This window comes from Flavobacterium sp. (assembly GCF_024642105.1).
Taxonomy (GTDB): domain Bacteria; phylum Bacteroidota; class Bacteroidia; order Flavobacteriales; family Flavobacteriaceae; genus Flavobacterium.
Map to the genome: position 1 here is coordinate 107,218 of NZ_JAHEBT010000056.1, position 26,412 is coordinate 133,629.

Annotated in this window: 25 protein-coding genes; 10 read left to right on the forward strand and 15 right to left on the reverse strand. The window is 37.3% G+C overall.

The annotated features are described in order from the left end of the window. Nucleotides 1-19 precede the first annotated feature (19 nt). The 7 genes from Q0L65_RS13030 to Q0L65_RS13060 all read left to right on the forward strand — a co-directional run bounded on the left by Q0L65_RS13030 (nucleotide 20) and on the right by Q0L65_RS13060 (nucleotide 8,281). The gene (locus tag Q0L65_RS13030; RefSeq protein WP_296687100.1) at nucleotides 20-931 is read left to right on the forward strand and encodes a type IX secretion system membrane protein PorP/SprF; all 912 of its coding nucleotides are present in this window, start codon (nucleotides 20-22) and stop codon (nucleotides 929-931) included. An 11-nt stretch (nucleotides 932-942) separates the two neighbouring features. Further along, complete coding sequence (locus Q0L65_RS13035) at nucleotides 943-2,865, forward strand: OmpA family protein (protein ID WP_296687102.1); 1,923 nt, start codon at nucleotides 943-945, stop codon at nucleotides 2,863-2,865. A gap of 381 nt (nucleotides 2,866-3,246) precedes the next feature. Then, nucleotides 3,247-3,543: a hypothetical protein gene (locus tag Q0L65_RS13040; RefSeq protein ID WP_296687103.1), complete on the forward strand. Its 297-nt coding sequence runs from the start codon at nucleotides 3,247-3,249 to the stop codon at nucleotides 3,541-3,543. 185 nt (nucleotides 3,544-3,728) lie between these two features. After that, nucleotides 3,729-5,237: a deoxyribodipyrimidine photo-lyase gene (locus Q0L65_RS13045; RefSeq protein ID WP_296687104.1), complete on the forward strand. Its 1,509-nt coding sequence runs from the start codon at nucleotides 3,729-3,731 to the stop codon at nucleotides 5,235-5,237. Next, nucleotides 5,203-5,340, forward strand: a complete 138-nt coding sequence (locus tag Q0L65_RS13050) for a DUF2256 domain-containing protein (RefSeq protein WP_296687105.1) — start codon at nucleotides 5,203-5,205, stop codon at nucleotides 5,338-5,340. Before Q0L65_RS13045 ends, Q0L65_RS13050 begins: the two co-directional genes overlap by 35 nt. 113 nt (nucleotides 5,341-5,453) lie before the next feature. Next, entirely contained in the window at nucleotides 5,454-6,989 is a 1,536-nt protein-coding gene (locus Q0L65_RS13055) for a cryptochrome/photolyase family protein (protein WP_296687106.1), read from the forward strand. Further along, the gene (locus Q0L65_RS13060; RefSeq protein ID WP_296687107.1) at nucleotides 6,986-8,281 is read left to right on the forward strand and encodes a DASH family cryptochrome; all 1,296 of its coding nucleotides are present in this window, start codon (nucleotides 6,986-6,988) and stop codon (nucleotides 8,279-8,281) included. Before Q0L65_RS13055 ends, Q0L65_RS13060 begins: the two co-directional genes overlap by 4 nt. Before the next feature lie 3 nt (nucleotides 8,282-8,284). Here Q0L65_RS13060 and Q0L65_RS13065 read toward each other — a convergent pair whose 3' ends face one another. After that, complete coding sequence (locus Q0L65_RS13065) at nucleotides 8,285-8,695, reverse strand: DUF2452 domain-containing protein (protein WP_296687108.1); 411 nt, start codon at nucleotides 8,693-8,695, stop codon at nucleotides 8,285-8,287. A 117-nt stretch (nucleotides 8,696-8,812) separates the two neighbouring features. Next, entirely contained in the window at nucleotides 8,813-9,811 is a 999-nt protein-coding gene (locus Q0L65_RS13070) for a substrate-binding domain-containing protein (RefSeq protein WP_296687110.1), read from the reverse strand. Nucleotides 9,812-9,953: 142 nt separating this feature from the next. Here Q0L65_RS13070 and Q0L65_RS13075 point away from each other — a divergent pair, with 142 nt between their 5' ends. The 3 genes from Q0L65_RS13075 to Q0L65_RS13085 all read left to right on the forward strand — a co-directional run bounded on the left by Q0L65_RS13075 (nucleotide 9,954) and on the right by Q0L65_RS13085 (nucleotide 13,297). Next, a complete protein-coding gene (locus Q0L65_RS13075; RefSeq protein ID WP_296687115.1) occupies nucleotides 9,954-10,985 on the forward strand; it encodes a glycosyl hydrolase 53 family protein in 1,032 nt (343 codons plus the stop codon). Between the two features lie 92 nt (nucleotides 10,986-11,077). Beyond that, complete coding sequence (gene galK / locus Q0L65_RS13080; protein ID WP_296687264.1) at nucleotides 11,078-12,247, forward strand: galactokinase; 1,170 nt, start codon at nucleotides 11,078-11,080, stop codon at nucleotides 12,245-12,247. Next, a complete protein-coding gene (locus tag Q0L65_RS13085) occupies nucleotides 12,248-13,297 on the forward strand; it encodes a UDP-glucose--hexose-1-phosphate uridylyltransferase (protein WP_296687117.1) in 1,050 nt (349 codons plus the stop codon). It abuts the gene before it with no gap. A gap of 469 nt (nucleotides 13,298-13,766) precedes the next feature. Here Q0L65_RS13085 and Q0L65_RS13090 read toward each other — a convergent pair whose 3' ends face one another. The 13 genes from Q0L65_RS13090 to Q0L65_RS13150 form a co-directional block, all read right to left on the reverse strand. Beyond that, nucleotides 13,767-15,137, reverse strand: a complete 1,371-nt coding sequence (locus tag Q0L65_RS13090; protein ID WP_296687119.1) for an NADH-quinone oxidoreductase subunit N — start codon at nucleotides 15,135-15,137, stop codon at nucleotides 13,767-13,769. Between the two features lie 12 nt (nucleotides 15,138-15,149). Beyond that, the gene (locus tag Q0L65_RS13095) at nucleotides 15,150-16,592 is read right to left on the reverse strand and encodes an NADH-quinone oxidoreductase subunit M (protein ID WP_296687120.1); all 1,443 of its coding nucleotides are present in this window, start codon (nucleotides 16,590-16,592) and stop codon (nucleotides 15,150-15,152) included. 8 nt (nucleotides 16,593-16,600) lie between these two features. Continuing rightward, nucleotides 16,601-18,484 carry an NADH-quinone oxidoreductase subunit L gene (gene nuoL, locus Q0L65_RS13100; RefSeq protein ID WP_296687123.1) on the reverse strand — a complete coding sequence of 628 codons (1,884 nt, stop codon included), beginning with the start codon at nucleotides 18,482-18,484 and terminating at the stop codon, nucleotides 16,601-16,603. A gap of 6 nt (nucleotides 18,485-18,490) precedes the next feature. Further along, a complete protein-coding gene (gene nuoK, locus Q0L65_RS13105) occupies nucleotides 18,491-18,811 on the reverse strand; it encodes an NADH-quinone oxidoreductase subunit NuoK (protein ID WP_229318145.1) in 321 nt (106 codons plus the stop codon). A 1-nt stretch (nucleotide 18,812) separates the two neighbouring features. Next, nucleotides 18,813-19,325: an NADH-quinone oxidoreductase subunit J gene (locus Q0L65_RS13110; RefSeq protein WP_296687126.1), complete on the reverse strand. Its 513-nt coding sequence runs from the start codon at nucleotides 19,323-19,325 to the stop codon at nucleotides 18,813-18,815. Continuing rightward, nucleotides 19,325-19,870 carry an NADH-quinone oxidoreductase subunit I gene (locus Q0L65_RS13115; RefSeq protein WP_296687129.1) on the reverse strand — a complete coding sequence of 182 codons (546 nt, stop codon included), beginning with the start codon at nucleotides 19,868-19,870 and terminating at the stop codon, nucleotides 19,325-19,327. The genes Q0L65_RS13110 and Q0L65_RS13115 overlap by 1 nt, the downstream gene beginning before the upstream one ends. Before the next feature lie 58 nt (nucleotides 19,871-19,928). After that, nucleotides 19,929-20,981 carry an NADH-quinone oxidoreductase subunit NuoH gene (gene nuoH, locus Q0L65_RS13120; protein WP_296687132.1) on the reverse strand — a complete coding sequence of 351 codons (1,053 nt, stop codon included), beginning with the start codon at nucleotides 20,979-20,981 and terminating at the stop codon, nucleotides 19,929-19,931. Between the two features lie 3 nt (nucleotides 20,982-20,984). Then, a complete protein-coding gene (locus Q0L65_RS13125; protein ID WP_296687133.1) occupies nucleotides 20,985-22,010 on the reverse strand; it encodes a 2Fe-2S iron-sulfur cluster-binding protein in 1,026 nt (341 codons plus the stop codon). 64 nt (nucleotides 22,011-22,074) lie between these two features. Further along, nucleotides 22,075-23,442, reverse strand: coding sequence for an NADH-quinone oxidoreductase subunit NuoF (gene nuoF, locus Q0L65_RS13130; protein WP_296687135.1), 1,368 nt, complete (start codon nucleotides 23,440-23,442; stop codon nucleotides 22,075-22,077). A gap of 1 nt (nucleotide 23,443) precedes the next feature. Further along, nucleotides 23,444-23,974: an NAD(P)H-dependent oxidoreductase subunit E gene (locus Q0L65_RS13135; RefSeq protein ID WP_296687136.1), complete on the reverse strand. Its 531-nt coding sequence runs from the start codon at nucleotides 23,972-23,974 to the stop codon at nucleotides 23,444-23,446. A 3-nt stretch (nucleotides 23,975-23,977) separates the two neighbouring features. Further along, nucleotides 23,978-25,213 (reverse strand): NADH-quinone oxidoreductase subunit D, encoded by a 1,236-nt coding sequence (locus tag Q0L65_RS13140; RefSeq protein WP_296687139.1) that lies wholly within the window; start codon nucleotides 25,211-25,213, stop codon nucleotides 23,978-23,980. A 98-nt stretch (nucleotides 25,214-25,311) separates the two neighbouring features. Next, the gene (locus Q0L65_RS13145; RefSeq protein ID WP_296687141.1) at nucleotides 25,312-25,833 is read right to left on the reverse strand and encodes an NADH-quinone oxidoreductase subunit C; all 522 of its coding nucleotides are present in this window, start codon (nucleotides 25,831-25,833) and stop codon (nucleotides 25,312-25,314) included. Nucleotides 25,834-25,837: 4 nt separating this feature from the next. Beyond that, nucleotides 25,838-26,386 (reverse strand): NADH-quinone oxidoreductase subunit B, encoded by a 549-nt coding sequence (locus tag Q0L65_RS13150; protein WP_296687142.1) that lies wholly within the window; start codon nucleotides 26,384-26,386, stop codon nucleotides 25,838-25,840. Nucleotides 26,387-26,412: the final 26 nt, after the last annotated feature.

The window sequence follows — 26,412 nt, forward strand, 5'->3', positions numbered from 1 at the left end:
AAAATAATAAAGTAAAGAGATGAAAAAAATAGTTTATAGTTTGGTAATCTTGTTAGGGCTGAGTGCATCAGCCCAACAGGAGCCGCAGTACACGCAGTACATGTACAATCCTTTGGTGATTAATCCGGGTTATGCTGGATCACTAGGGTACGGGTCCTTGTTTAGTTTGTATAGAACGCAGTGGATAGGACTAGAGGGCGCACCTAAGACACTTAATTTGTCGTACCACCAACCCTTAGAGAACACTAATTTAGGATTGGGAGGTAATATTGTACACGATGAAATAGGTCCTAGTACTACGACCAACTTAGGAATAGATGTTTCTTACACAATTCGTTTTGAGAACGAAAGCCGTTTGGCTTTTGGGATCAAGGCAGGAGGTCAGTTGTTAAATATAGACTACACCAAGCTGAACCACTACAATCCAAGTGATGTATCTTTCAGGAATAACATTGCCAACCAATTCTCACCCAATATTGGCGTAGGATTATTTTATTACAATGAAAACAGTTACTTAGGATTATCGGTGCCGATGTTACTAGAGACCAAGAGCTATGATGAATTTGCGTATTCGGATGTGAACCGCAGACAACATTTTTACTTGGCAGGGGGAAAGGTGTTTGACCTGACCTACAATCTAAAATTCAAACCAGCCTTTGTAGCCAAAATGGTAGCAGGAGCACCACTACAGGTAGACCTTACGGGTAACTTTTTAATCAATGAAAAATTCACAGTAGGATTGGCCTATAGATGGAGCGCAGCACTATCGGCCTTAGTAGGCTTTAAAGTAAGCGATAGACTAGCGATAGGCTATGGCTACGATAGAGAAACCACCAGGCTATCCAATTTTAATTCAGGCTCTCACGAGTTATTCTTACAATTTGATTTGTTTAAAATCAACCAACACATAGAAACACCACGATTTTTCTAAAAATGAACAAGATGAGAAAATATATCGTTTTACTACTATTGTTCCCAGTAGCAATAATAGCCCAAAACCGAACATTACAAAAAGCGGAGAAAACCTTTAGTAAAGAGGGGTATGTCTCGGCGATTCAAATCTACGAGCGCCTTGCCAATAAAGGAATAGGATCAGAAGAGATTTATGAAAAACTAGGTGATGCCAATTACTTCAATGCCAACTATGTAAAAGCAGAACAATGGTACAGCAAACGCTATGAATTAAAAGGCAAGTTTCCAAAGGAATTTCTGTTCCGTTATGGACAATCGTTGAAATCAGCAGGAAAAGACAAGCAAGCACAGGAAATCTTAGCCCAATATGCTAAAGAAAACCCAACCCAACAAAGAGCTAAGAACCAAAGCAAATCACTAGCCCAAGAAAGCATCAAAAAAGGGAGTGATGTATTCACTATTGAAAACATCAACACCAACACGAAGTACTCGGATTATAGCAGTACTCTAAAAGGCGACACCCTGCTTTTTGCCAGTGCAAGACCCAGAACCCTAGGTAACCAAATTTATCAAAGAACCGCTCAGCCCTTTACGAACTTATATTATACAGTAAAACAAGCCGACGGTAATTACAGTAAAGCCGAGTTGTATTCCAAAAACACCTTTTCCATCTTCCATGAGGCAAGTCCCGTATTCACCAAAGACGGCAATACGATGTACTACACCCAAAACGAGCTCAAAGAGAACAATCAGAGAAAGGTTGTCAATGGAAGATACAAGATTTACAAATCAGTCAAAGAAAACGGCAAATGGAAAAGTTTAGGAGTAGTGCCTATATTTAAGAACGACACTATCCGCGTGGCTCATCCAGCATTGAGCCCAGATGAGAAGGTACTTTATTTTGCCTCAGATGCAGCAGGGACTTCTGGCCAATCGGATTTATACAAGATAGAGTTACACCCTGACGGAACCATTGGTAATCCAGTGAATCTAGGAAGCACCATTAACACCGAAGCAAGAGAGAGCTACCCCTTTGTAACGAAGGACAATATCTTACTCTTTGCCTCAGACGGTCATCCCGGACAAGGAGGTTTTGACATCTTTGCCTTAGACTTAGGACAAAAAGGCGCCTTGCCAGTACACTTAAGCGCACCAATAAACAGTGCCTTTGATGATTTTGGACTCAACTGGAACAGACAGACTAACAGCGGAGTGTTTACCTCTAACCGACCAGAGGGACAAGGCGATGACGATTTGTACACCTTCACCAATGCAAAACCCTTTTTCGAATTTGATTACAATGCTAGAATCATCGGAAAAGTAATAGACAAAAACACGAGCCTGCCACTAGCTAATGCCAGTGTTACACTTTACGATAGCAGCGGCAAAGAACTAGCTAGAACCACCACCAATGAAACAGGAGATTTTGTCTTTGAGAAAGTACTCTCTGATGCTAGTTATAGAACACAAGCAAGTAAGGAAACGTATACTAGCAATGAGACCAATCCAAGTTTGGCTTTGTACCAGAGAGAAGTAGCTACGACAATAGTAGTAGACCAAGACCAATACAAGTTAGGAAACGGCTTAGATTTAGCCAAGGCATTATCGTTACGCCACATCTACTTTGATTTGGATAAATCCAACATCAGAAAAGACGCTAGAGTGGAGCTGGAGAAAATAGTAGAAGTACTAATCCAAAACCCGACTATCAAAATCGAGATAGGATCGCATACAGACAGCCGTCAGAGTAAGGCCTATAACCAAGCCTTATCTCAACGCAGAGCTAAAGCTACCTTAGACTATTTAGTCAAGCGAGGTATAGCTAAGAGTCGCTTAACCGCTAAGGGTTATGGAGAAACACAATTGGTGAACCAGTGCGCAGACGGAGTACAATGTTCAGAAGCAGAACATCAATTGAACCGAAGAAGTACCTTTGTAATAGTAGGACAATAAACTACATACGATATTTATTGCCCTTATAGGAAAGCAGTCGGTCTTATTGACTAGCTGCTTTCTGATTTTAAGCCATAAAGAAGTTGTTTTCAATAAACACATCTTTATGTGAAGTAGTTTTTTAGATGTTGAATACTATACTTTTTATTTTGAATGGTAAAGTAAGTATTTGATTATAATACAATACTAAATAAGATGAAGCGACTTCGAAAAACAGCTCGAAAGAGTCTAGAAACCAAGATCGACCAAAAAGACTTAAAAGAGTTTTACAAAATGCTCTTGAAGTTTGAAAAACGACATCCGCAATTTAGTGCTCAGAATGTTTTTATTAGATTGTATCCTAATATCGATTTTAATTTTTTTTAATAGTAAGTGTATTATATGAATTTTATCAAAAATAGTTTCCCATCAAAATTTTTTAATAGAGTAAATCTGTCAGATGTTTTGGCTTCAAGCCATAAAGATCAGTGCTCTTTTGATGAATTAAAATTAAAGTTAAAACACACAAAAATTGAAGTTACAGAAAGAAAAAAAGATTGTTTTTTGGTGAAATTTATGGAACCAAAATCAGAGTATTTACTGTGTTTTGATAATGATGGTAAATTTTTACATATAGAATATGAATATTGGAAAGATCTGAATGTTAAGTTTGAAAACAGGCATTTTAAAAAAAGTTAGTCTGATTCCGAAAGAGTTTCAAAGCCTCAAGATTTTTCTTGAGGCTTTTTTGTTTTTGCTTTCCTCTATATAGTGCTTTATCTTTCGTAATAGCTACTGTTATTTTCTTTACAGTTACTAAAAAACAGTATATTTGTTTATTATTTTTACAAAAAAATTAAACAAAATAATTGTAATTCATTTCATTGAAAAAACAACCCATACATATTGTTTGGTTCAAACGCGACTTTCGTTTGGTTGATAATGAAGCTTTGTTTCATGCGCATCAATCGGGTTTACCATTGTTGTTGATTTGTTTTTTTGAACCGTCTGTTATGGGTTATCCCGATTCAGATGAACGGCATTGGCGGTTTATTTATGAATCCATTCAGGATTTGAATAAAAAACTACAACCGTTTAATGCTACTATCTATTTTTTTCATGAAGAGGTGAAAACCGTATTTTCAGAATTAATTCAAGAATATGAGGTGAAAACTGTTTTCTCTCATCAAGAAATTGGAAATAAATTGACGTTTGACCGCGACTTGGAAATGAAAGCGTTTTTTGATTCGAATGATATCATTTGGAAAGAGTTTCAACTTCACGGTGTAATTCGTAGATTAAAATCGAGGCAAGATTGGGACAAACGCTGGGAGCAAGTGATGCGTGACACGCCTAAAATGATACAAGAATCAGAATTGAATACCATTACATTAGATACTGATTTCTATGACCAAATAAAAGGGGAAGATTTATCTTCTGAAATTACGAATCCGAATCCCAATTTCCAACGTGGTGGCGAATACTGGGCGTGGCGTTATTTGGATAGTTTTGTAAAAGAACGTTATGTCAATTACAGCAAACACATTTCTAAACCCGCTTTGAGTAGAAAAGGCTGCAGCCGATTGTCGCCGTATTTAACCTATGGCAATATTAGCATGCGCATGATTTACCAATACACCAATCAGCATTACGAAGCGTCAAAAAACAAACGCGCCATTCTCAATTTTGTTTCGCGTTTGCATTGGCATTGCCATTTTATGCAAAAGTTTGAAGACGAATGCGAAATGGAATTTGAAAACGCCAACCGAGCGTATGATGCTTTGGTAAAACCAAAAAACGAAACCTACATCAAGGCTTGGCAAGAAGGTAAAACGGGTGTGCCAATAGTCGATGCTTGCATGCGTTGTTTGGTGGCGACAGGTTACATCAATTTCAGGATGCGAGCCATGGTGGTGTCGTTTTTTACCTTTAATTTATGGCAAGATTGGCGCGAATTGCATTTTTTAGCCTGTCAATTTTTAGATTACGAACCTGGAATTCATTATCCGCAAATTCAGATGCAGTCGGGAACCACGGGAATTAATACGATACGTATTTACAATCCAATAAAAAACTCCGAAGAGCATGATCCTGATGGAGTTTTTATCAAACAATGGTTGCCTGAATTAGCCGAAGTGCCTGTGCATTTGCTTCACGAACCTTGGAAAATGAACGAAATGGAACAGCAATTCTACAATTGTGTCATTGGAAAAGACTATCCAGCACCAATAGTCAATATTGAAGCAACTCGAAAGTATGCCAGCGACATCGTTTGGAGTTTTCGGAAAAAAGAGGAAGTGAGAATAGAAGGAAAGCGAATTTTACAAAAACACGTAAGTAACCCCAATAAACCCAACAATGCGAGGAGTAAAAAAACAAAACCTTCCCAATAAAATTTGTTTAGTGTGCCAGAAACCATTCGCTTGGCGCAAAAAATGGGAAAAAGTTTGGGATGAAGTGAAATATTGTAGTGATAAGTGTAGGTCTTCGAAGTGATTCATTGACTGTGTTTCCTGCAAGGTTTCAAAAACCTTGTAGGTAAAAAAAATGATAGAAAAGTATACCTACAAGGTCAAAAAGACCTTGCAGGAAAAATAAAAAAATAAGAAATGTCAAAAACGGTACGATTACTTCTCGGAGATCAATTGAACAGCAATCATTCCTGGTTCAAAACCGTTGATGATACGGTGACTTACTTGATGATGGAAGTCCGAACAGAAACGGATTATGCCACGCATCACATCCAAAAAGTGGTTGGATTTTTCTCGGCCATGCGTCAATTTGCTGCCGAATTACAATCGCAACAACATCAAGTTCTATATATTCACTTGAATGATGCCAATAATTTACAGTCGTTTGAAAAAAATATTCATCATCTAATCGAAAAAAAACATTTCACCCATTTTGAATACCAATTGCCTGACGAATACCGTTTGGACGAGCAGCTGAAAAATTTATGTCAGTCGCTTTCCATCACTACTTCGGTATGCGACTCGGAGCATTTTATGAGTTCGAGAAACGAATTAGGTGATTTTTTTGAAGGTAAAAAAAACTTTTTAATGGAAAGTTTTTACCACATGATGCGAAAAAAACACCACATTTTGATGGAAGGCGACAAACCTTTAACGGGTAAATGGAATTACGATGGTGACAACCGAAAAAAATTGCCCAAAGACCACAAACCCACTCCGCCTTTGGTTTTCAATAATAAGGTGACGGAAATTCTTTCAGAAATTCAAAAAACAGATATCAAAACCATCGGAAACATCGATGCTGAAAATTTTGTTTGGCCTATCAATAGAAAGCAATCGTTAGAATTACTCGATTTTTTTGTGACAGAATGTTTGGCACTTTTTGGAAGTTACCAAGATGCGATGACGCCTAACGAATGGTCGCTATACCATTCTCGTCTTTCTTTTTCTATGAATCTAAAAATGATTTCGCCTTTGGAAGTCATCAATAGAGCGGTTTCTGAATGGGAGAATCATCCAGATACAATAGCCTACAATCAATTGGAAGGATTTGTTCGTCAAATTATTGGCTGGCGCGAATACATGCGAGGGATTTATTGGAACAAAATGCCCGAATACGCCACGATGAATTATTTCAATAACGAAAATCAGCTACCAGATTGGTTTTGGACAGGAAAAACCAAAATGAATTGCTTAAAAGACGCCATCAACCAATCCTTAAATTTTGCCTACGCGCATCACATTCAGCGATTGATGGTGACGGGTAATTTTGCACTTTTAGCAGGGATTCATCCGGATGAAGTGGACGCTTGGTATTTGGGTATTTATATCGATGCGATTGAATGGGTAGAAATTACAAACACTCGGGGCATGAGTCAGTTTGCCGATGGTGGCATCGTAGGCACAAAACCCTATGTAAGTTCGGCAGCTTACATCGATAAAATGAGTCATTATTGTGGTAGTTGCTTTTACAAAAAAGCAGTAAAAACGGGAGATAAAGCCTGCCCTTTTAATAGTTTGTATTGGAATTTTTATGATAAAAACGAAGATAAATTGGGTAATAACCCACGTATCGGAATGATGTATAATGTATGGCGAAAAATGAATTCAGAAGACAAAGTTGCCTTATTAGAACAAGCCGATTATTACTTGAAAAACATCAATGAGTTATGATAAAGACAGCATTAGTTTGGTTCAAAACCGACTTACGAATAGAAGATAACGAAACCTTAGTCAAAGCCATTGCACAAAGTGAAAAGGTAATTCCGGTATATTGTTTTGACGAATCCCATTTTGAAACTACAGAATATGGATTTAAAAAAACGGGTAGTTTTAGAGCGCAATTTTTATTGGAATCGCTCGAAGATTTGGATGCCAAATTAAGAACTTTAGGTTCCGGTTTGCGCATAGTGATGGGTAAACCAGAAGTTGAAATTCCGAAATTGGTTCAAGAATATAAAGTGCAAAAAGTCTTCGCTAAACGAGAGGTGGCTTTTGAAGAAATTCAAACTCAAAAAGCGGTACAAAATGAATTATTTAAATTACGTTGCGAATTGAACACCTTTAGCACCAGTACACTATATCATGCTGAAGACTTGCCATTTTCTATCAAAGATATTCCGGATGTTTTTACTAATTTCAGAAAAAAAACAGAAAAAGACGCTACTATCAGAAAACCGTTTGAAGCCCCAACGAAAATCAATTCGCCAGCAATTCCAGCTCTGGATTTACCAACATTAGAGGCTTTAGGTGTAACCAAAACTACAATCGATTCTCGTGCGGTTTTGCTATTTAAGGGAGGAGAAAGTGAAGCCATTCAACGCTTGCAGCACTATTTTTACGATACCCAATGTTTGTCGTCCTACAAAGAAACTCGTAACGGAATGGTTGGAGCAGATTACTCTTCTAAATTTTCGCCTTGGTTAGCTCTAGGTTGTATTTCTCCTCGATTCATTTATGCTGAAATTAAAAAATACGAAAAGCAATTTGGTGCCAATGACTCTACCTATTGGTTGGTATTTGAATTATTATGGCGCGATTTTTTTCGATTCATGTTCAAAAAACACCAAACGAAATTTTTCTTGTATGAAGGAATCAAATCAGAAAAAGTGAACTCAAAATCTCTAAACGAAAAACTATTTTCGCAATGGATGAATGGCACAACTCCGTCTGGTTTTATCAATGCCAATATGCTCGAATTACAACAAACTGGTTTTATGAGCAATCGTGGACGACAAAATGTAGCGAGTTATTTTTGCAATGAATTGAATATGGATTGGCGCGTGGGTGCTGCTTATTTTGAAGAGCAATTAATCGATTATGATGTGTGTAGTAATTGGGGCAATTGGGCCTATTTAGCAGGAGTAGGGAATGATCCTAGAGGGCATCGCTATTTCAATATTGAGAAACAGGCAGCCGATTATGACAAAAAGAAATTGTTTCGGAACTTGTGGTTGAATTCTTAAAAATTATTCGGTTTTAGTTGCTACAACTACCCATTTTTTATCGCTATTCAGTTTAAATGAAGCAATGAATTCTTTATTCCATTCGTTGGGTGCAATCAAAGACAAAAATTCAATGCCGTCATCCCCCAAATACATATGATAGGTTTCGCCAATGACTGGTTCAAATGAAAATTTAGCATTGTAGACTAATTCATTCCATTTGTAATCGTCCATTAGTTTTTGGTATGCCAATTGTAACTCCTGAAATTTATTTTCAAATTCTTTATTGACACTATGAATCCCACGAGATTTCCAAGCAACAACATCATCCGTTGTAATAACGGGCGCTCCCACATTCGTAGCATACGGAAGTAAACTGGCGTTGTATCCTTGCTCTTCAGAATATACAATATTGTCTGGTTTTTTATTGCCCATGGTTTGTTGTTCGAGTTTTTAATGTGGGAATCTGTAAAGACATCAAATTTACAATAAATTGTATTTTAAATAAGTTACTTTATTCGGAATTTTAAATGTTTTATTGAATTTCAATATTTACAATGAGTTTCGTAAAATCAATCGACTCGGGTTTTCAATTTTGTTTTTTTTGTTTTTCAGAATCATTTCGGCAAGTGTTTTTCCCATATCTTCAAAGTTGGTAGAAATAGTTGTGATGCCGTTTTCTACTAATTTTTTTAGCGGGGTTTCATTGTACGATATAATACCATAATCAATCCCTAGTTGCAGTTGCTGAAGTTTTGCTTGTTCAATTACTCGAACTAAATCTCGGTCATTTGGAATGATGTAAACAGTGTTTGATTCTACTTTTGCATTAGTAAATTCAGTATGTACCTCGTATTCAAAATGATACTCTTGGCAAAATTTTTCAAAACCAATTTTCATACCCAAAGGCTCCCTAAAGCCTGGGAAAAGCATAATGAGTTTGGTGTATTTTTGAAGTTGTTTCTTTCCGTTTAGTAGTCCGTCATACATGTCTTTCACAAAGTTTTGATATACGGCTGGGTAGTTGTTTAGTTCAGAATTGGTTTGGTCTAAAATAGTAACCTTTTCAACTGGTAGGGTTTTTATGATGTCGGCAGCTTCAGCTAAATTAGTAGGCATAATTACGTATTGGGTATAGTTTCCTTTGCTTTCGTGGATTAGTTTCCGAAATAATTGGCTATTAAAATGGTGAAAATACAAGTCGATTTCGGCTTCGGAAGCTATGGTTTTTACAAATGAATTGTACAGGTCTTCTTTAAAAATATTCAATTCATCAAATAGTAAAAATATACGTTGTTTGGGTTTTATTTCGGTGCTTTTGATGAAATATCCCTTACCCAAAACAGCATAAATAATACCTCTTTTTTTTAGCTCATCATAGGCTTGAAGTACGGTATCTCTTGAAAGAGAGTGAGTTAGGCACACTTTATTTATCGAAGGTAATTTTTCGTCTTTACCTATTAGTTTATCCTCGATTGCTTTTTCAATAGAAAGTACAATCTGTTTGTATTTTGGAATACCGATAGAAGTCTTAATTGTAATCAAGTTCATTTTTTTTGCAAATTAATAAAAAACTGGTAGGTACTGGTATGTTTTTTTAAAAATTGATTTTATTTTTGGGAATCATATAGTAGTTGATTAGAATTAATCTTTTGAGTATAATAATCAAGAACTAAATTTCAAATTTTTTAATATGAAACGTTTTCTAACTCTCTCTTTGTTGATAATGACTATGCTATTTAGCTGTATTTCGTGTACTACGCTATTAGGTAGTGCAACTACTTCTACTTTTGTAAAAGGAGCCGACGTGGGTTGGCTACCCCAAATGGAAGCCACTGGTTACCGCTTTTTAGATCAAGATGGAATACCCAAAGACGGTTTGCAATTATTAAAAGATAGAGGAATGAATGCAGTACGCTTGCGCGTATGGGTAAATCCTTCCAATCATAAAATTGATGGACATTGTAGTAAAGAAGAAACAGTTGCAATGGCTGTTAGGGCGCAAAAGATGGGAATGCGCATTATGATTAATTTTCATTACAGCGATTCGTGGGCTGATCCAGCTAAGCAAAACAAACCTTTGGCTTGGGCCAATCATACGGTTGCTCAATTAAAGCAAGATGTGTACAACCACACCTGGGAAGTGTTGACTGCTTTGAAACAAGCAGGTGTTACTCCTGAATGGGTACAAGTAGGGAATGAAATTCCGGGGGGGATGCTATGGCCAGAAGGTAGCACGAACAATTGGAATCAATTAGCACAGTTTTTGAATAGTGGTTACGATGCTGTTAAAGCGGTAGATCCTAAAATTAAAGTAGTGGTTCATGTGGACGAAGGAAATAACAATGCCAAGTTTAGAGTATTCTTTGATAATGCCACGGCACAAAATGTAAAATACGATATTATTGGATTGTCCTATTATCCGTATTGGATTAAAAAAGAGTATACAGAAACAATAGCTGATTTAACCGCTAATTTGAATGATATGGTAGTTCGTTACAATAAAGACGTGATGGTGGTAGAAGTAGGAGGAGAATATGATAAAGTTCAAAACACCTATGATATGTTACGCGCCACTATTCAAGCTGTGAAAAATATTCCAAACCATAGAGGACTAGGTGTGATGTATTGGGAACCACAGGGAGAAAAAAGCTGGAGTGGCTATTCGTTAAGTGCTTGGCAAGCCGATGGGAAACCATCTCCCGCTTTAGATGCGTTTAAATAAGGTACGATTTACGATATACGATTTACGATATACGATTTGTAAATTGAAAACTAGTTATAATAATAAATTAAAAACCCTTCAAGGGAACTATGATGAACACACCACTAATCAAAACCACCACCGCTTTCTTCGAAAAGACCTTTGGTAATACACCACAAAAAATAGTGTTATCGCCTGGTAGAATCAACATCATTGGCGAACACATCGATTACAATGATGGCTATGTGCTACCCGCAGCTATTGACAAAGTAATCTGTTTTGCTTTTGAAAAAACCAATTCGAAAAATTCTAAAATTATTGCTATTGATTTGGACGAAAGCTTTGAAATCAATGTAGAAGAACCATTAGCGCTGCATGATGCTATTTGGACGAATTATTTTAGAGGTGTGTTACAACAATTAAAAAATAACGGACTTGCAATAGAAGGTTTTAATTGTGTGTTCAGTAGTAACATTCCTGTTGGTTCTGGTTTGTCTTCTTCAGCAGCGTTAGAATGTGGCTTTTTATACGGTTTGAACGAATTATTCCATTTGAATATTAAACCGGTTGATATTGCTTTAATGGGGCAAAGTGCCGAGCATTGGGTAGGAATCAATTGCGGGATTATGGATCAGTTTGCCAGTGTGATGGGGAAAGAGAACCAAGTCATCAAAATAGATTGCCGTACCTTGGAATACGAATACCATAAAGCGGATTTTAGTGGGTATTCGTTGCTTTTATTTGATAGTAATGTCAAACATTCGCTTTTCTCTTCTGCGTACAATCAACGGCGTCAAGAATGCGAAGAAGGGTTAGCAATTTTGACTGCTCATTTCCCTGAAGTGACTAGTTTTAGAGATTGTACCGAAGCACAAATTCTAAGTAGTAAAGATAAAATGACTGAAGATGTTTTCAAACGAAGTTATTTTGCAATCAAAGAAATCAAACGCGTTACCTTAGCTTGTGAAGCTTTGGATCGAGGTGATATTTTAACTTTAGGGCAGTTGCTATTTGACACTCATGAAGGACTTTCCAAAGAGTACGAAGTCAGTTGTGCCGAATTAGACATGATTGTGGATACGCTTAAAAAAGAACCTGCTGTGGTGGGTTCTCGCGTAATGGGAGGTGGTTTTGGAGGCTGCACCATCAACTTAATTAAAAAAGGAGAAGAAGAAGCTATTAGAACGAAATTGGCACAATTGTACCAAGCTACTTTTGGCATCGAATTAAAAACATACGAGGTTACCATTTCAAACGGAACCTCGATTTATACGGCAGAATAAATGAAAAAATTTGATATCAACGAAGATCCACACAGACGTTATAATCCCTTGATTAACGAATGGGTTTTGGTTTCGCCGCACCGTTCTAAACGACCTTGGCAAGGGCAAAATGAAAAAATTAGTACTGATGCCTTACCGCAATACGACCCGAGTTGTTATTTGTGTCCGGGGAATGTGCGCGCTAATGGAATGCACAATCCCGATTACAAAGAAGCTTTTGTTTTTGAAAACGATTTTGCCGCTTTGAAGCAGGATGAAATCGAGTGGGAAGCAACTCAAAATACGACCTTTTTCAAGTCACAACCCGAAAGAGGAATTTCGAGAGTAGTTTGCTTTTCGCCCAATCATAACGAAACCTTACCAGAGATGTCGGTGGCGTCAATTGAAACTATTGTTCGAACTTGGCAACAAGAATACACCGACTTAGGAAAGATTGACTACATCAACTACGTTCAAATTTTTGAAAACAAAGGAAGTGTAATGGGGTGTAGTAACCCACATCCCCACGGACAAATTTGGGCGCAATCGTCTTTGCCAACACAGGTAGAGAAAACCCATAACAATTTAAAAGCGTATTTTGACCAACACCAACGCACTCTTTTACAAGACTATATTCAGGAAGAATTACTAAAAGAAGAACGCATTGTCATTGAGAACGATCATTTTGTAGCTTTGGTGCCGTTTTGGGCAATTTGGCCGTATGAAACCCTAATTGTAAGTAAACGTGCGGTACCCAAAATTACGGATTTCACTCCCGAAGAAGTGCACCATTTTGCTACTATCTTAAAACAACTGACTACCAAATACGATAACTTGTTTGAAACTTCGTTTCCGTATTCGTCAGGAATTCATCAAGCCCCAACCGATGGAGCAGAACATCCAGAATGGCATTTTCACATGCATTTTTATCCGCCTTTATTGCGCTCCGCTACGGTAAAGAAATTCATGGTAGGCTATGAAATGATGGGCGAATCGCAACGCGATATCACTCCTGAGAAAAGTGCGGCGATGCTGAGGGAACAATCAAATGTGCATTATAAGTTGAGATAATATACGATTTACGATATTGGATGTGCGAAGTAAAACTCCATTAATAGTAATTATTTGATGGTCATTGCGAACGAAGTGAAGCAATCTCAAACTTTTTTCTTGGTTGTTTCAAGTTCCAAGTTTCAAGTTCAACATTCCCTGTTCAGCATGACAGGCGTATGTTTTTACTTGTAACCCCATAAACTTTATAAACCTCATAATCTAGAACCATATAAGGAATATAAGGGCATATAAGTTTTGTTGTTCGATGTTCAATATTCTCAACACTCCTTGTTCAGGATTCCTTCTTTATTAGCTACTAAAACAAGCACAGTATGACAGACGAAGCAAACAAGTACAGCAATCTAGATTTGTAGATACCAACTTCGTAAATCGTAAATCGTATATCGTATATTGTATATCGTAAATCATAAACAAAAAACCCGTCAAAATTACTCTTGACGGGTTGTTAGAATATAATGAAATTGAATTATCCCAATAAGTCCAATACCAATGAAGGGAACAAACCGATAATGATATTCAAAGCAATAGCCGTAAAAGCCACAGCATAAATCAAGAAAGGTTGTCCCGTGCGTTCTTCGTTAGATTCTTTAGTGTACATGGCTAAGATCAATTTGAAATAGTAACCCACACTAATAATCGAGTTGATTACCGCCACGATCACTAAGGCAATAAAGCCATTTTGAATCGTTTGAGTAAACAAAACTAATTTAGCAAAGAATCCCGCGAAAATTGGAATACCTGCCATAGAAAGTAAAGAAGCCGTTAATACCGCTGCTAAAAACGGGTGGGTTTTTCCTAATCCGTGGAAGTTAGTAATGTCTTCGTTGTGTTTGTTTTTGCAAACGTATAAAATCACGCTAAAAGCAGCAATTCCAGCTAAAGCGTAAGCTGTTGTGTAGTACAATAAACTACTTGCTGAAGTATCTAAACTTAATAACGTCATCAACATAAAACCGGCGTGTGAAATTCCTGAGAACGCTAACATACGTTTTACATTAGTTTGTTTCAATGCCATAATATTTCCTACCGTCATAGAGGCCATAGAAACAGCTACGATGACCATTTTATAAGCTTCTGATATATCGGCATTCATTACAGACAATAATTTGTATAAGGTAGCCATAGCAACTACTTTAGCTAAGGTACTCATCAAAGCCGTTGTTAATGCAGGAGAACCTTCGTACACATCTGGCGCCCAGAAATGGAAAGGCACGGCTGCAATTTTGAAAAACATTCCCACGGTCAATAAAGCAATTCCAATTGGGAACCAAATTGGCAATTCTGCTGATTGTGATAATTCGCTGATTTCGGTTACGTCAAAACTTCCCATGGCTCCGTACACCAAGCAAATTCCGAACAATAAAATCCCTGAAGCGAAAGACCCCATCAAGAAATATTTCATTCCAGCTTCGTTACTTTTTAAATTCAATCGGTCGCTGGCTGCTAAAACGTATAAAGAAATGGAAAGCACTTCAATGCCTAAGAAAAACATCGCCAAGTTGCCAAAAGAAACCATGGCTACAGCACCTGACAATAAAAACACCTTGATGGCAATATAATCGGAAATTTTATTTTGATGATTTTCATAAAAATGATGCCCTAACGCCACTAAGAAAATAGTCAGCACAATGAACAAAGAAGAAAATGCAGTAGAGAATTTACTCACCACAATCATATTTCCATAGTAACTTTCTGTTGAACCAAATTCAGAGATGTTCAATCCCAATACGGCCAATAATCCAATAATGGTAATAGGCACAATGGCTTTTCTTAGATTTAGAATTTCAAATACAAGGCATAAAACACCTAATCCTATTATAGCTATTAATGTATTCATTTTGTAGTGGACTTATTTGATTCTATTAATTTGGTTTAAAATTCCTTCGATACTTGGCATAATCAATTCAATGATTGGTTTTGGGTACAACCCAAAGAAGAACAACACGGCAATAATTACCACCAAAACAATTCCTTCATTAGCTGTTACATCAGCAAATGGTTTGGTATTCGTTTCGCCTAACATTACTGATTGGTACATTTTTAACATATAGTAAGCACCTAAAATGATAGTAGTACCGCCTAAAACAGCAAATGCAATATTCACTTGAGACAAGCTGTACAAAACAGTAAACTCTCCAATGAAGTTAAAGGTAGTAGGCAAAGCTACTGATGCCAAAACGATAAGTAAAAATAGTGAGGCAAATTTTGGTGCTTGTGAGCGAATGCCACCCATATCAGCAATAACTCTTGTTTCGTATCTTCTGTAAATAATTTCAGCAATAAAGAACAAGCCTACTACTACAAATCCGTGAGCAATCATTTGCAATACGGCTCCACTAATACCATCAGCAGTTAAGGTGTAAGCCCCGGCAGCAATCAATCCAACGTGTGCCAATGACGAATAGGCTAACAATTTTTTCAAGTCTTTTTGTCTCAGCGCCACGATTGAACCATAAATCACTCCGCCAATTCCAAGTATAAGCATTATTAATACATGACCTTTTGCTGCTAACGGAACGATTGGCAATTGCCAACGAATGACACTGTACAATCCCATTTTTAGCATGATACCAGATAAAAGCATCGTTCCAACGGTAGGTGCTTTTTGGTATACATTCGCTTGCCAAGTATGGAAAGGAATGATTGGAATTTTGATAGCATACGCCAAGAAAAATCCAACAAACAACCAAACCTGCTCGGATCCGCTTAAGTTCAGTTTATATAAATCTTCAATCAATAAACTTCCTGCTTTTTGGTACAAATAGGCAAAGCCAACCAACATAAACAATGAACCCGCTAAAGTGTAAATGAAGAATTTCACTACGGCTTTTTTACGTTCTTCAGCATCTCCATTCCCCCAAACTAAGGCAATGAAATAGATTGGCAGTAAAGACAATTCCCAAAAGATATAGTACAGCAATCCGTCAGCTGCTAAGAAAGTTCCTGCCATGGCGAACGCCATAAATAGAATTAAAGCATAGAATGTTTTGGCATTTTTCACTTCGGTACCAAAAGATGAAAAGATAATTATTGGTGTCAAAGCTGTCGTTAGCAATAGCATGGCTAAAGCCAATCCGTCTGCTTGTAAAGCAAAAGATATATTTGGTTTTGCAATCCATTGAGTAATGAATCCGATATTTTCGCCCAAATTATACTGGTTCAATAATACGATAGAAGCGCCCAAGGAAATTAGTCCAAAAAGCAAGGCTACTTTGGATGCAAATTTGTCACCTACACTATAGGTTGCCAAAGCACCAATCAAAAGAATAATTAATATAAGAGATACGTTCATAGTAGATATTATTGAGCTAAAAATAAAAAGGAAATAATGGCACAAAGACCCAAAACAAAAGCAAAAAGGTACAATCCTACACTTCCATTTTGTACTTTTTTCCCTTGAAGACTAATTGCGGTGGTTACTTTTCCGAATCCAAATACGAAAGCAGATAAGTTGGTTTCTACTTGGTCTCTGAAGAATTTAGACAATTCGTTAATCGATTTTACAAACAAGAAGTTATAGATTTCGTCCAAATAGTATTTGTTATACAACACTTTTGCAAATCCTGTAATGGAAGCATCGTCTCCAGGAACTGTATTTTGTTTGTTGTATTTGGCATAAGCCAATCCAATTCCAACTAATCCTCCAACAACCGCTACCGCCATTAATAGGTATTCAGTATTTCCTAAATGGTGTACTTCTGAAGCTAATTTTGGTAAAATTGGAATCAAATATTCATTCAACCAAGAATTCCCTGGCAAGCTAATTAGTCCGCCAATGGTAGCCAAAATAGCTAAAACAATTAAAGGAAATGTAATCAAAGCAGGACTTTCGTGTAAGTGGTGTTTTTGTTCTTCCGTTCCTCTAAACTCGTTAAAGAAAGTCAAGAACATCAAACGGAACATATAGAAAGCGGTCATAATAGATGCCACCGAAGCGACAACCCATAACGGAATATTATGATGAAAAGCCGTTAACAAAATTTCGTCTTTAGAGAAGAATCCTGAAAATACAGGAACTCCTGAAATAGCCAAAGAAGAAACTAACATCGTGATGAAAGTAATTGGCATAGCTTTTTTCAATCCGCCCATCTTGCGCATGTCTTGTTCGCCATGTAAAGCGTGGATGACAGAACCTGAACCCAAGAACAAACAGGCTTTGAAAAAGGCGTGCGTGATTACGTGGAAAACAGCTACTTCATAAGCCCCTAGACCTAATGCTAAAAACATTAATCCTAATTGCGAAACAGTAGAGTAGGCCAAGACCTTTTTAATATCGTTTTGTACCAAACCAATTGTTGCTGCTACTAAAGCCGTAATGGCTCCAATTACCGCAATGATGCTTTGAACGTCTGGTGTTAAATCAAAAACAAAATTCAAACGCGTAATCATAAAAATACCCGCTGTTACCATTGTTGCTGCGTGAATCAAAGCTGAAACCGGTGTAGGTCCCGCCATCGCATCAGGTAACCAAGTGTATAATGGTATTTGTGCTGATTTTCCGGTTGCACCAATAAACAAACACAAGGCAGCTGCTGAAAGCCAATACAAATCAATGTTGGTTGGGCCAGCAATAGCCGTTTTTAATGTCGCATAGTCTAAGGTAGAGAACAAATGCCCTAAAATGAAGATTCCAATTAGTAATCCTAAATCTCCAATTCGGTTCATGATGAATGCTTTTTTAGCCGCATCATTATAGTCTTGGTTTTTGTACCAAAATCCAATTAATAGATACGAACACAATCCTACACCTTCCCAACCGATGAATAAAACCAATAAGTTACTTCCCACTACTAACGTAATCATGAAGAAAACGAACAAGTTGAGGTAGGCAAAGAATTTGTGCATATTCTCGTCGTCGTGCATGTAGCTGATCGAATACAAATGGATTAGCGAACCAATTCCAGTGACAAAAAGCAACCATAAAACAGACAATTGGTCTAACAAAAAGCCAAAGTCGATTTTGATAGTACTCACATGAATCCAATCAAAAAGGGTAATGTTGAATCCTTTTGGTTCAGCAGTTAATGCGCCAAAGAAATAAATTGAAGTAGCAAATGAAATCGCTACCGAAAGTGTTCCGATGATTCCTGAAACGGTTTTTCCTACACTTTTTCCAAAGAAAACGTTGATTAAAAATCCCGCAAAAGGAGCAAGAACTAATAGTAAAGCTATATTGGTATTCATTTCCATTTATCCTTTTAAGTTTTTTAGGGTATCGATACTAATCGAACCTGAATTTTTAAATATCGATACTAAAATGGCCAATCCAACGGCAACTTCTGCAGCAGCAACAGCCATGGAGAAAAACACGAAAACCTGTCCTTGAGCATCTTGGTGGTAGGTTGAAAAAGCAACAAACAATAAGTTTACGGCATTCAACATAATTTCGATGGACATAAAAACGATAATGGCATTTCGTCTGTACAATACTCCGAATATTCCAATACAAAAAAGGATAACACTCAGGAAGATATAGTTTTCTATACCAATTTGATTTAAAATATTATTCATTTTATTTCTCTAGTTTTTCTTTCTTAGACAATAGAACGGTACCAATCATGGCTACTAACAACAAGATCGAGGCAAATTCAAAAGGAACCATATATTCGTTCAATAGGATTTTACCTAATACTTTAATTGATTGGTAATCTTCGCCAGTAGCAATGTATTCTCCAGCAATTGGTTTTGAATTGATAAAAATTGTAATCAAAATCAAGCATACCAAACAGAAAGAAACAATCGCTCCTAAACGGGTAATTCTTGGTTTGTGTACTTCGTTTTCTTTATTCAAGTTCATTAACATAATGGTAAACAAGAACAATATCATAATGGCTCCCGAATAGACAATGATGTGAACAATAGCTAAAAACTGTGCATTCAATAATAAATAATGTCCCGCTACTGAGAAGAAACAAATCACAAGGTAGATGGCACTATGAATTGGGTTTCGACTAAAAACGGTCAAAAATGCGGTTGATAATGTAATTGCGGCTAATACGCAAAAAAGGATAAGTAATATAGACATTAGTTCGCGTTTTTAAGTTGAGCATTTTGAATCGCCATTTCTAAAGGCATGACCAATTTGTCTTTTCCAAAAATAAAATCTTCTCTATCATAATTAGAAGGCACTAACTCTTTAGAAATTGTCAAATAAATTGCATCCTTTGGACAAGCTTCTTCACACAATCCACAGAAAATACAACGCAACATGTTGATTTCGTAGATTTCAGCATATTTTTCTTCTCGGTACAAATGTTTTTCGTCTGCTCTACGTTCGGCAGCTTTCATCGTGATCGCTTCCGCTGGACAAGACAAAGCACACAATCCACAAGCCGTACAATTTTCACGACCTTGTTCGTCACGTTTTAGCATGTGGCGTCCACGGTATACCGGACTCATTTCGCGCACTTGCTCCGGATAGTGAATCGTTGCCTTTTTCTTAAAAAAGTGCTTGATCGTAATGAACAATCCTTTGATAATTGCGATAAGATACATTTTTTCCAAAAAAGTCATCTCTTTGTTAGAGACCACCTTTTTTCTTCCCGATAAGGATATTGTTTCTATTGACATTTTTTATTTTTTTATTTCTTAAGGTGATTTTAATTGGCACCCCTAAAATTGATATAGTTTAGAATCCTAAATAGGCAGCGATATCCGCTCTTAAAATTACAATCCCTGTAATTATGATATTAATAATGGATAGTGGGATTAATATTCTCCATCCCAAATGCATTAATTGATCGTATCTAAATCTTGGAATCGTCCAACGAACCCACATATAGAAAAAGATAAATCCACATATTTTGATGAATAATACTCCAATTCCAATGATGTTTCCAATATTTACCCCAACGTTTTCTACTACCCAACTCATTCCAGGATAATTGTATCCTCCGAAGAATAAAATCGCTAAAATGGTAGATGAGATGAACATATTGGCATACTCAGCAAACAAATAGAATCCCATTTTCATGGAAGAATATTCGGTGTGGTACCCTCCAATTAATTCACTTTCACATTCGGCTAGGTCAAAAGGAGTACGGTTGGTTTCTGCAAAAGCACAAATCAAGAAAATCAAAAACGAAACCGGTTGGTAAAATACATTCCAGTTCATTCCTTCTTGTTGTGCCGAGATTTCGCGTAAGCTCAAACTCCCCGTCATCATTAATAAAGCAATCATGGACAATCCCATAGCGACTTCATAGGAAACCATTTGCGAAGCAGCACGAACTGCTCCCATTAAAGAGAACTTATTGTTTGATGCCCATCCTCCAATCATGATGCCGTACACTCCAACAGAAACTACTCCGAAGAAGTACAACAAACCAATATTTAAGTCGGTAGCTTGTAATAAAATATCGCGTCCAAACAAGTGTAATTTATCGCCCCAAGGAATGACTGCACTAGTCATTAAAGCCGTACTCATAGCGATGGCTGGTCCTACGAAGAATAAAAAACGGTTAGGAGTATTCGGTTCAAATTCTTCTTTTGAGAATAATTTTAAACCATCCGCAAGCGGTTGTAGTAAACCTCCAAAACCCGCACGGTTAGGCCCTACACGGTCTTGCAAAAAGGCAGCTACTTTACGTTCTGCCCAAGTAGAGTACATCGCCATAATCATGGTTACAGCAAAAACCACTACAATAACAACACTTTTTTCTATAATAAAGGTACTATCCATTGCTTACGATTTTTTGTTGTTAGTGTCCAATGGAATTTCAGCCATACTGATTTTTTTACGGTCTTCTTCTCTACCCAAAAGAATTTTTTCTTCGGTATTGATTACCACTTTTTCTAATTTGTGGTTGTATTTGTTTTGATTGATAACCGAATCTTTTTCAAAAGCTCTAGGTCCCTCGATAGTCCAATCATTTACATCTTTATGGTCAAAACGACATCCGTTACAGATGAATTCTTCCACTTCGTGGTATTCGTCTTTTCTTCCAGTTACTCGTTGAATCTCGTCTCCAAACATCCAAACGGTTGTTTTTCCACAGCATTTGTCACAATCTCTGTGTGCGTTGTACGGCTTGCTGAACCAAACTCTCGATTTGAATCGGAACGTTTTGTCAGTCAAAGCGCCTACCGGACATACATCAATCATGTTTCCAGAGAATTCATTGTCAATTGCTTTAGAGATACAAGTCGAAATGTTGGCGTGATCACCACGATCCATTACACCATGTACTCTATTGTCAGTCAATTGGTCTGCTACTTGAACACAACGTTGGCATAAAATACAACGGTTCATGTGCAATTGAATATTAGGGCCAATATCTTCAGGTTCGAAAGTTCTTTTCTCTTCGATATAACGGCTTTCTGATTTTCCGTGTTCAAAACTTAAGTTTTGTAAATCACACTCTCCTGCTTGGTCGCAAACAGGGCAATCCAAAGGATGGTTGATTAGTAAGAATTCGGTAACGGATTTTCTAGCCTCAGTAACTCGTTCCGAAGATTTTGAGTTCACTTCCATTCCGTCCATACATCCTGTTACACAAGACGCCATTAATTTTGGCATCGGTCTTGGATCAGCTTCACTTCCTTTCGAAACTTCAACTAAACAACAACGGCATTTTCCACCGCTCCCTTTTAGTTTAGAATAATAGCACATTGCTGGCGGAACTACTTCTCCACCAATCATACGGGCTGCTTGCAGGATGGTTGTTCCTGGTTCTACTTCTATTGACTGACCGTCTATTGTTACTTTCATATTATTAGTTGTTGGTTGTTGGTTGTTAGTTTTAGGATGTCCGTCAACTATCAGCCTTCAACTTTTATACTGTTTGTTTGGCTACTAAATGTCTCACTTTTTCAAATGGTTCATTGACAAAATGGTCTCTATGTTTTATTTTTTCCGGGAAACGAATGTGGTATTCAAATTCCTCTCTAAAGTGACGAATCGCAGCAGCTACAGGCCAAGAAGCCGCATCACCCAAAGGACAAATCGTGTTTCCTTCAATTTTACTTTGAATACTCAAAAGCAATTCAATATCTTCTTCGCGACCGTGACCGTTTTCAATTCGGTGTAATACTTTTTCTAACCAACCTGTTCCTTCTCTACAAGGGGTACATTGACCACAGCTTTCGTGGTGGTAAAAACGAGAGAAATTCCAAGTGTTACGAACAATACAAGCCGTATCGTCATACACAATAAATCCTCCTGAACCCAACATCGATCCTGTAGCAAAACCTCCGTCTGACAAACTTTCGTAGGTCATCAATCGGTCGTCGCCATTGGCGGTTTTGTAAATTAAATTCGCTGGTAAAATTGGCACTGAACTTCCTCCTGGAACGAAGGCTTTTAAAGGTCGGTCAGAGCTCATTCCTCCTAAATATTCGTCAGAATTCATAAATTCATAGACACTTAAACCCAATTCTATCTCATATACTCCTGGATTTTTAATGTGTCCTGAAGCCGAAATTAATTTGGTTCCTGTCGAACGTCCTTCTCCAATTTTAGCGTAATCAGCACCCGAATTGTTCACAATCCAAGGCACAGCTGAAATGGTTTCTACGTTGTTCACCACTGTTGGGTTAGCCCAAAGTCCTGATACCGCAGGGAAGGGTGGTTTAATACGCGGATTCCCACGTTTTCCTTCTAATGACTCAATTAATGCGGTTTCTTCCCCGCAGATGTAAGCACCAGCGCCACAATGAACGTGTAGTTCTAAGTCGTAACCTGTACCTAATATATTTTTACCCAACCAACCGGCTGCTTTTGCTTCGGCGATGGCTCTTTCTAAAATTTTGAAAACCCACATGTACTCACCACGAATGTAGATGTACGAGCGGTTAGCACCCAAGGCATAACTTGAAGTAATCATACCTTCAATTAATAAGTGCGGAATGTACTCCATTAAGAAACGGTCTTTGAAAGTTCCCGGTTCTGATTCGTCAGCATTACACACTAAATGTCTTGGTTTTCCTGATTTTTTATCAATAAAACTCCATTTCATTCCAGCAGGGAAACCTGCACCACCACGACCTCGTAGCCCAGAAGTTTTTACTTCTTCTACAACTTCGTCAGGAGTTAATGTTTTTAAGGCTTTTTCTACAGAGGCATACCCACCATTTTGACGGTATACTTCGTAGGTTTTAATCCCTGGAATATTGATTTTGTCTAATAATATTTTTTGTGACATCTTATTTATCGTGTAAGATTATTTTACCCGCTTTGGCATCTTCAATAATTTGATCGATTTTTTGTTCGTTCAAATGCTCTTTGTAAAAATCGCCTAATTGCATCATTGGGGCATACCCACAAGCACCTAAGCATTCTACACCGCGAACTTCAAAAAGACCGTCTGGAGTGGTTTCGCCTACTTTTACGCCTAATTTTTCACAAGTGTAATCCATTAAGTTTTCCACTCCGTTCAAACAACAAGGAGAGGTTTGGCAAAACTCAAACATATATTTTCCAATAGGTTTCAAGTTGAACATGGTATAAAAAGTAGCTACTTCATATACTTCAACAGGTTTAATGTTCAGAATTTCGGCAACTTTATCCATTAATTCAATACTCAACCAGTTTTGGTGTGCATCTTGTACTTCGTGTAAAACAGGAATCAAAGCTGATTTTCTGTTTTCTTCGGGATAATGACCAATCAATTCATTGATGCGATTCATCAAGGCTTCGGTCATGTTTATTTCTTGTTTGTGAAAGGTACGTTCCATAATTTATGCGTCTAATTCTCCGGCAATAACATTTAAACTTGATAAAATTACAATGGCATCCGAAAGCATCGCACCTTTTATCATTTCTGGATAAGCTTGGTAGTATATAAAACAAGGTCTGCGGAAATGTAGTCTATAAGGAGTACGACTTCCATCAGTTACTAAATAGAATCCAATTTCTCCGTTTCCACCTTCAACAGGATGATAAATTTCAGCTACTGGAACCGGAACTTCTCCCATTACAATTTTAAAGTGATAAATTAAAGATTCCATATTATGGTATACATCCTCTTTTGGAGGCAAGTAGTATTCTGGAACATCAGCGTGGTAAGGACCTTCAGGCAATTTAGCCAAAGCTTGACGAATGATACTGATACTTTCCCATACTTCGGCATTACGAACGCAAAAACGGTCGTAGGTATCTCCTGATTTTCCAACAGGAACAATAAAGTCAAAATCTTCATAAGAACTGTACGGCTGTGCTACACGCACATCATAGTCAACTCCTGCTGCACGCAAATTAGGTCCTGTAAATCCATAAGCCATGGCTTGTTCGGCTGAAATAGCTCCTACATTTACGGTTCTGTCAATAAAGATTCTATTTCTTTCAAATAGGTTTTCAAATTCTTTCCAAGCAACTGGAAACTCCTCTAAAAACACTTCTAATTTACGGAAAGCTTCTGGTGACCAATCTCTTTCGAAACCACCGATTCTTCCCATATTAGTAGTCAAACGTGCACCACAAATTTCTTCGTAGATTTCGTAGATTTTTTCTCTGAATTGGAACACATACAAGAAACCAGTATACGCTCCAGTGTCCACTCCAAGGATAGAATTACAGATTAAGTGGTCTGCAATTCGAGCCAATTCCATTACGATAACACGCAAATATTGCGCTCTTTTTGGCACTTCAATATCCAATAGTTTTTCTAAAGTCATCCACCATCCCATATTGTTAATAGGAGAGGAGCAATAGTTCATTCTATCAGTAAGTGGTGTAATTTGGTAAAACGGACGGTTTTCTGCGATTTTTTCAAAAGCTCTGTGGATGTAACCAATAGTAGGTTCAGCTTCCAAGATCTTTTCTCCATCCATCAACAAGATATTTTGGAAAATACCGTGTGTCGCTGGGTGAGTTGGCCCCAAGTTCAGAATAGAAAGCTCGCTTCCGTCTTCATTATGGCGCTCTTTGATTATTTTAGCATAGCGATGCTCTGGTGGTAATAATAGTTCTGACATCTATAATTAAAAATTGATAATTAAAAATTGATAATTCATGAATTTAATTTAAATTGTATTCTTACTCTTTTCAGTAATTATCAATTATTCATTGTTAATTATGCATTGTTTGTTGTTCTTCCGAAGAAACGATCGTCTTTATCTGTTCTTCCGCTGTCTTCCATCGGGAATTCTTTTCGCATTGGAAAAGAAACCATCTCATCCATATTTAAAATACGTTTCAACTGTGGGTGACCAATGAAATTGATGCCGTAAAAATCGTAAGTTTCTCTTTCCATCCAGTTTGAACTTAAGAAAATATTGGATACGGTTTTGATTTCAGGATTGTTCCCGCTAATGAACGCTTTGATTTTAATTCTTTTGTTTTCGTACCAATTGTGCAAATGATATACCACTGCAAACTGTCTTGTTTCTTCGTTATCTGGGTAATGAACGCCGCATAAATCTGTCAAAAAGTGAAAACGTAAAACAGGATCGTTTTTTAAGAAAAGGATAACGGCTGTGATTTTGTCAGCGGCTACTTCAAATGAAAAAATATCTTTTTCTTGATTGAATTGAAAAACATCTGAACCAAAAGTGGCTACTAATTTTTCTTGTATTTCGTTTGTTTCTAAAGCCATCTTGTTATTTGATATTATAAGAAGCTAATAATTCTTGGTACTCAGGAGAACTTCTTCTTCTAACCGATTCGTTTTTAACGATTTCTTGTAATTTCATTACGCCATCTACAATTTGTTCCGGTCTTGGAGGACAACCTGGTACATACACATCTACTGGAATTACTTTGTCAATTCCTTGTAAAACAGAGTAGGTGTCAAAAACTCCTCCTGAAGAGGCACAAGCTCCTACAGCGATTACCCAACGAGGTTCTGACATTTGTTCGTATACCTGACGTAAAATTGGAGCCATTTTTTTAGAAATAGTTCCCATTACCATCAACATATCGGCTTGACGAGGAGAAAAACTCACACGCTCAGAACCAAAACGAGCTAAGTCATAGTGAGATGCCATTGTGGCCATAAATTCAATTCCGCAACAAGAAGTTGCAAAAGGCAAAGGCCAAAGTGAATTGGCACGAGCCAAACCTACTACATCATTTAGCGTTGTAGCGAAGAAACCTTCTCCTACAACTCCTTCCGGTGGCGCTACCATTTTTGTTTTTGAATCACTCATTTCGAATTCGTAATTTTTGAATTTAT

Bases quoted from the DNA above. Each gene is read 5' to 3' on its own strand.
- nuoH (WP_296687132.1), bottom strand. From the start codon at position 20,981: ATGGATAGTACCTTTATTATAGAAAAAAGTGTTGTTATTGTAGTGGTT.
- Q0L65_RS13050 (WP_296687105.1), top strand. From the start codon at position 5,203: ATGCGAGGAGTAAAAAAACAAAACCTTCCCAATAAAATTTGTTTAGTG.
- Q0L65_RS13085 (WP_296687117.1), top strand. From the start codon at position 12,248: ATGAAAAAATTTGATATCAACGAAGATCCACACAGACGTTATAATCCC.
- Q0L65_RS13150 (WP_296687142.1), bottom strand. From the start codon at position 26,386: ATGAGTGATTCAAAAACAAAAATGGTAGCGCCACCGGAAGGAGTTGTA.
- Q0L65_RS13145 (WP_296687141.1), bottom strand. From the start codon at position 25,833: ATGGCTTTAGAAACAAACGAAATACAAGAAAAATTAGTAGCCACTTTT.
- Q0L65_RS13140 (WP_296687139.1), bottom strand. From the start codon at position 25,213: ATGTCAGAACTATTATTACCACCAGAGCATCGCTATGCTAAAATAATC.
- Q0L65_RS13125 (WP_296687133.1), bottom strand. From the start codon at position 22,010: ATGAAAGTAACAATAGACGGTCAGTCAATAGAAGTAGAACCAGGAACA.
- Q0L65_RS13055 (WP_296687106.1), top strand. From the start codon at position 5,454: ATGTCAAAAACGGTACGATTACTTCTCGGAGATCAATTGAACAGCAAT.
- Q0L65_RS13065 (WP_296687108.1), bottom strand. From the start codon at position 8,695: ATGGGCAATAAAAAACCAGACAATATTGTATATTCTGAAGAGCAAGGA.
- nuoL (WP_296687123.1), bottom strand. From the start codon at position 18,484: ATGAATACCAATATAGCTTTACTATTAGTTCTTGCTCCTTTTGCGGGA.
- Q0L65_RS13115 (WP_296687129.1), bottom strand. From the start codon at position 19,870: ATGTCAATAGAAACAATATCCTTATCGGGAAGAAAAAAGGTGGTCTCT.
- Q0L65_RS13035 (WP_296687102.1), top strand. From the start codon at position 943: ATGAGAAAATATATCGTTTTACTACTATTGTTCCCAGTAGCAATAATA.
- Q0L65_RS13060 (WP_296687107.1), top strand. From the start codon at position 6,986: ATGATAAAGACAGCATTAGTTTGGTTCAAAACCGACTTACGAATAGAA.
- Q0L65_RS13040 (WP_296687103.1), top strand. From the start codon at position 3,247: ATGAATTTTATCAAAAATAGTTTCCCATCAAAATTTTTTAATAGAGTA.
- Q0L65_RS13135 (WP_296687136.1), bottom strand. From the start codon at position 23,974: ATGGAACGTACCTTTCACAAACAAGAAATAAACATGACCGAAGCCTTG.
- Q0L65_RS13090 (WP_296687119.1), bottom strand. From the start codon at position 15,137: ATGAATACATTAATAGCTATAATAGGATTAGGTGTTTTATGCCTTGTA.
- Q0L65_RS13075 (WP_296687115.1), top strand. From the start codon at position 9,954: ATGAAACGTTTTCTAACTCTCTCTTTGTTGATAATGACTATGCTATTT.
- Q0L65_RS13095 (WP_296687120.1), bottom strand. From the start codon at position 16,592: ATGAACGTATCTCTTATATTAATTATTCTTTTGATTGGTGCTTTGGCA.
- galK (WP_296687264.1), top strand. From the start codon at position 11,078: ATGAACACACCACTAATCAAAACCACCACCGCTTTCTTCGAAAAGACC.
- Q0L65_RS13110 (WP_296687126.1), bottom strand. From the start codon at position 19,325: ATGTCTATATTACTTATCCTTTTTTGCGTATTAGCCGCAATTACATTA.
- Q0L65_RS13070 (WP_296687110.1), bottom strand. From the start codon at position 9,811: ATGAACTTGATTACAATTAAGACTTCTATCGGTATTCCAAAATACAAA.
- Q0L65_RS13030 (WP_296687100.1), top strand. From the start codon at position 20: ATGAAAAAAATAGTTTATAGTTTGGTAATCTTGTTAGGGCTGAGTGCA.
- nuoK (WP_229318145.1), bottom strand. From the start codon at position 18,811: ATGAATAATATTTTAAATCAAATTGGTATAGAAAACTATATCTTCCTG.
- nuoF (WP_296687135.1), bottom strand. From the start codon at position 23,442: ATGTCACAAAAAATATTATTAGACAAAATCAATATTCCAGGGATTAAA.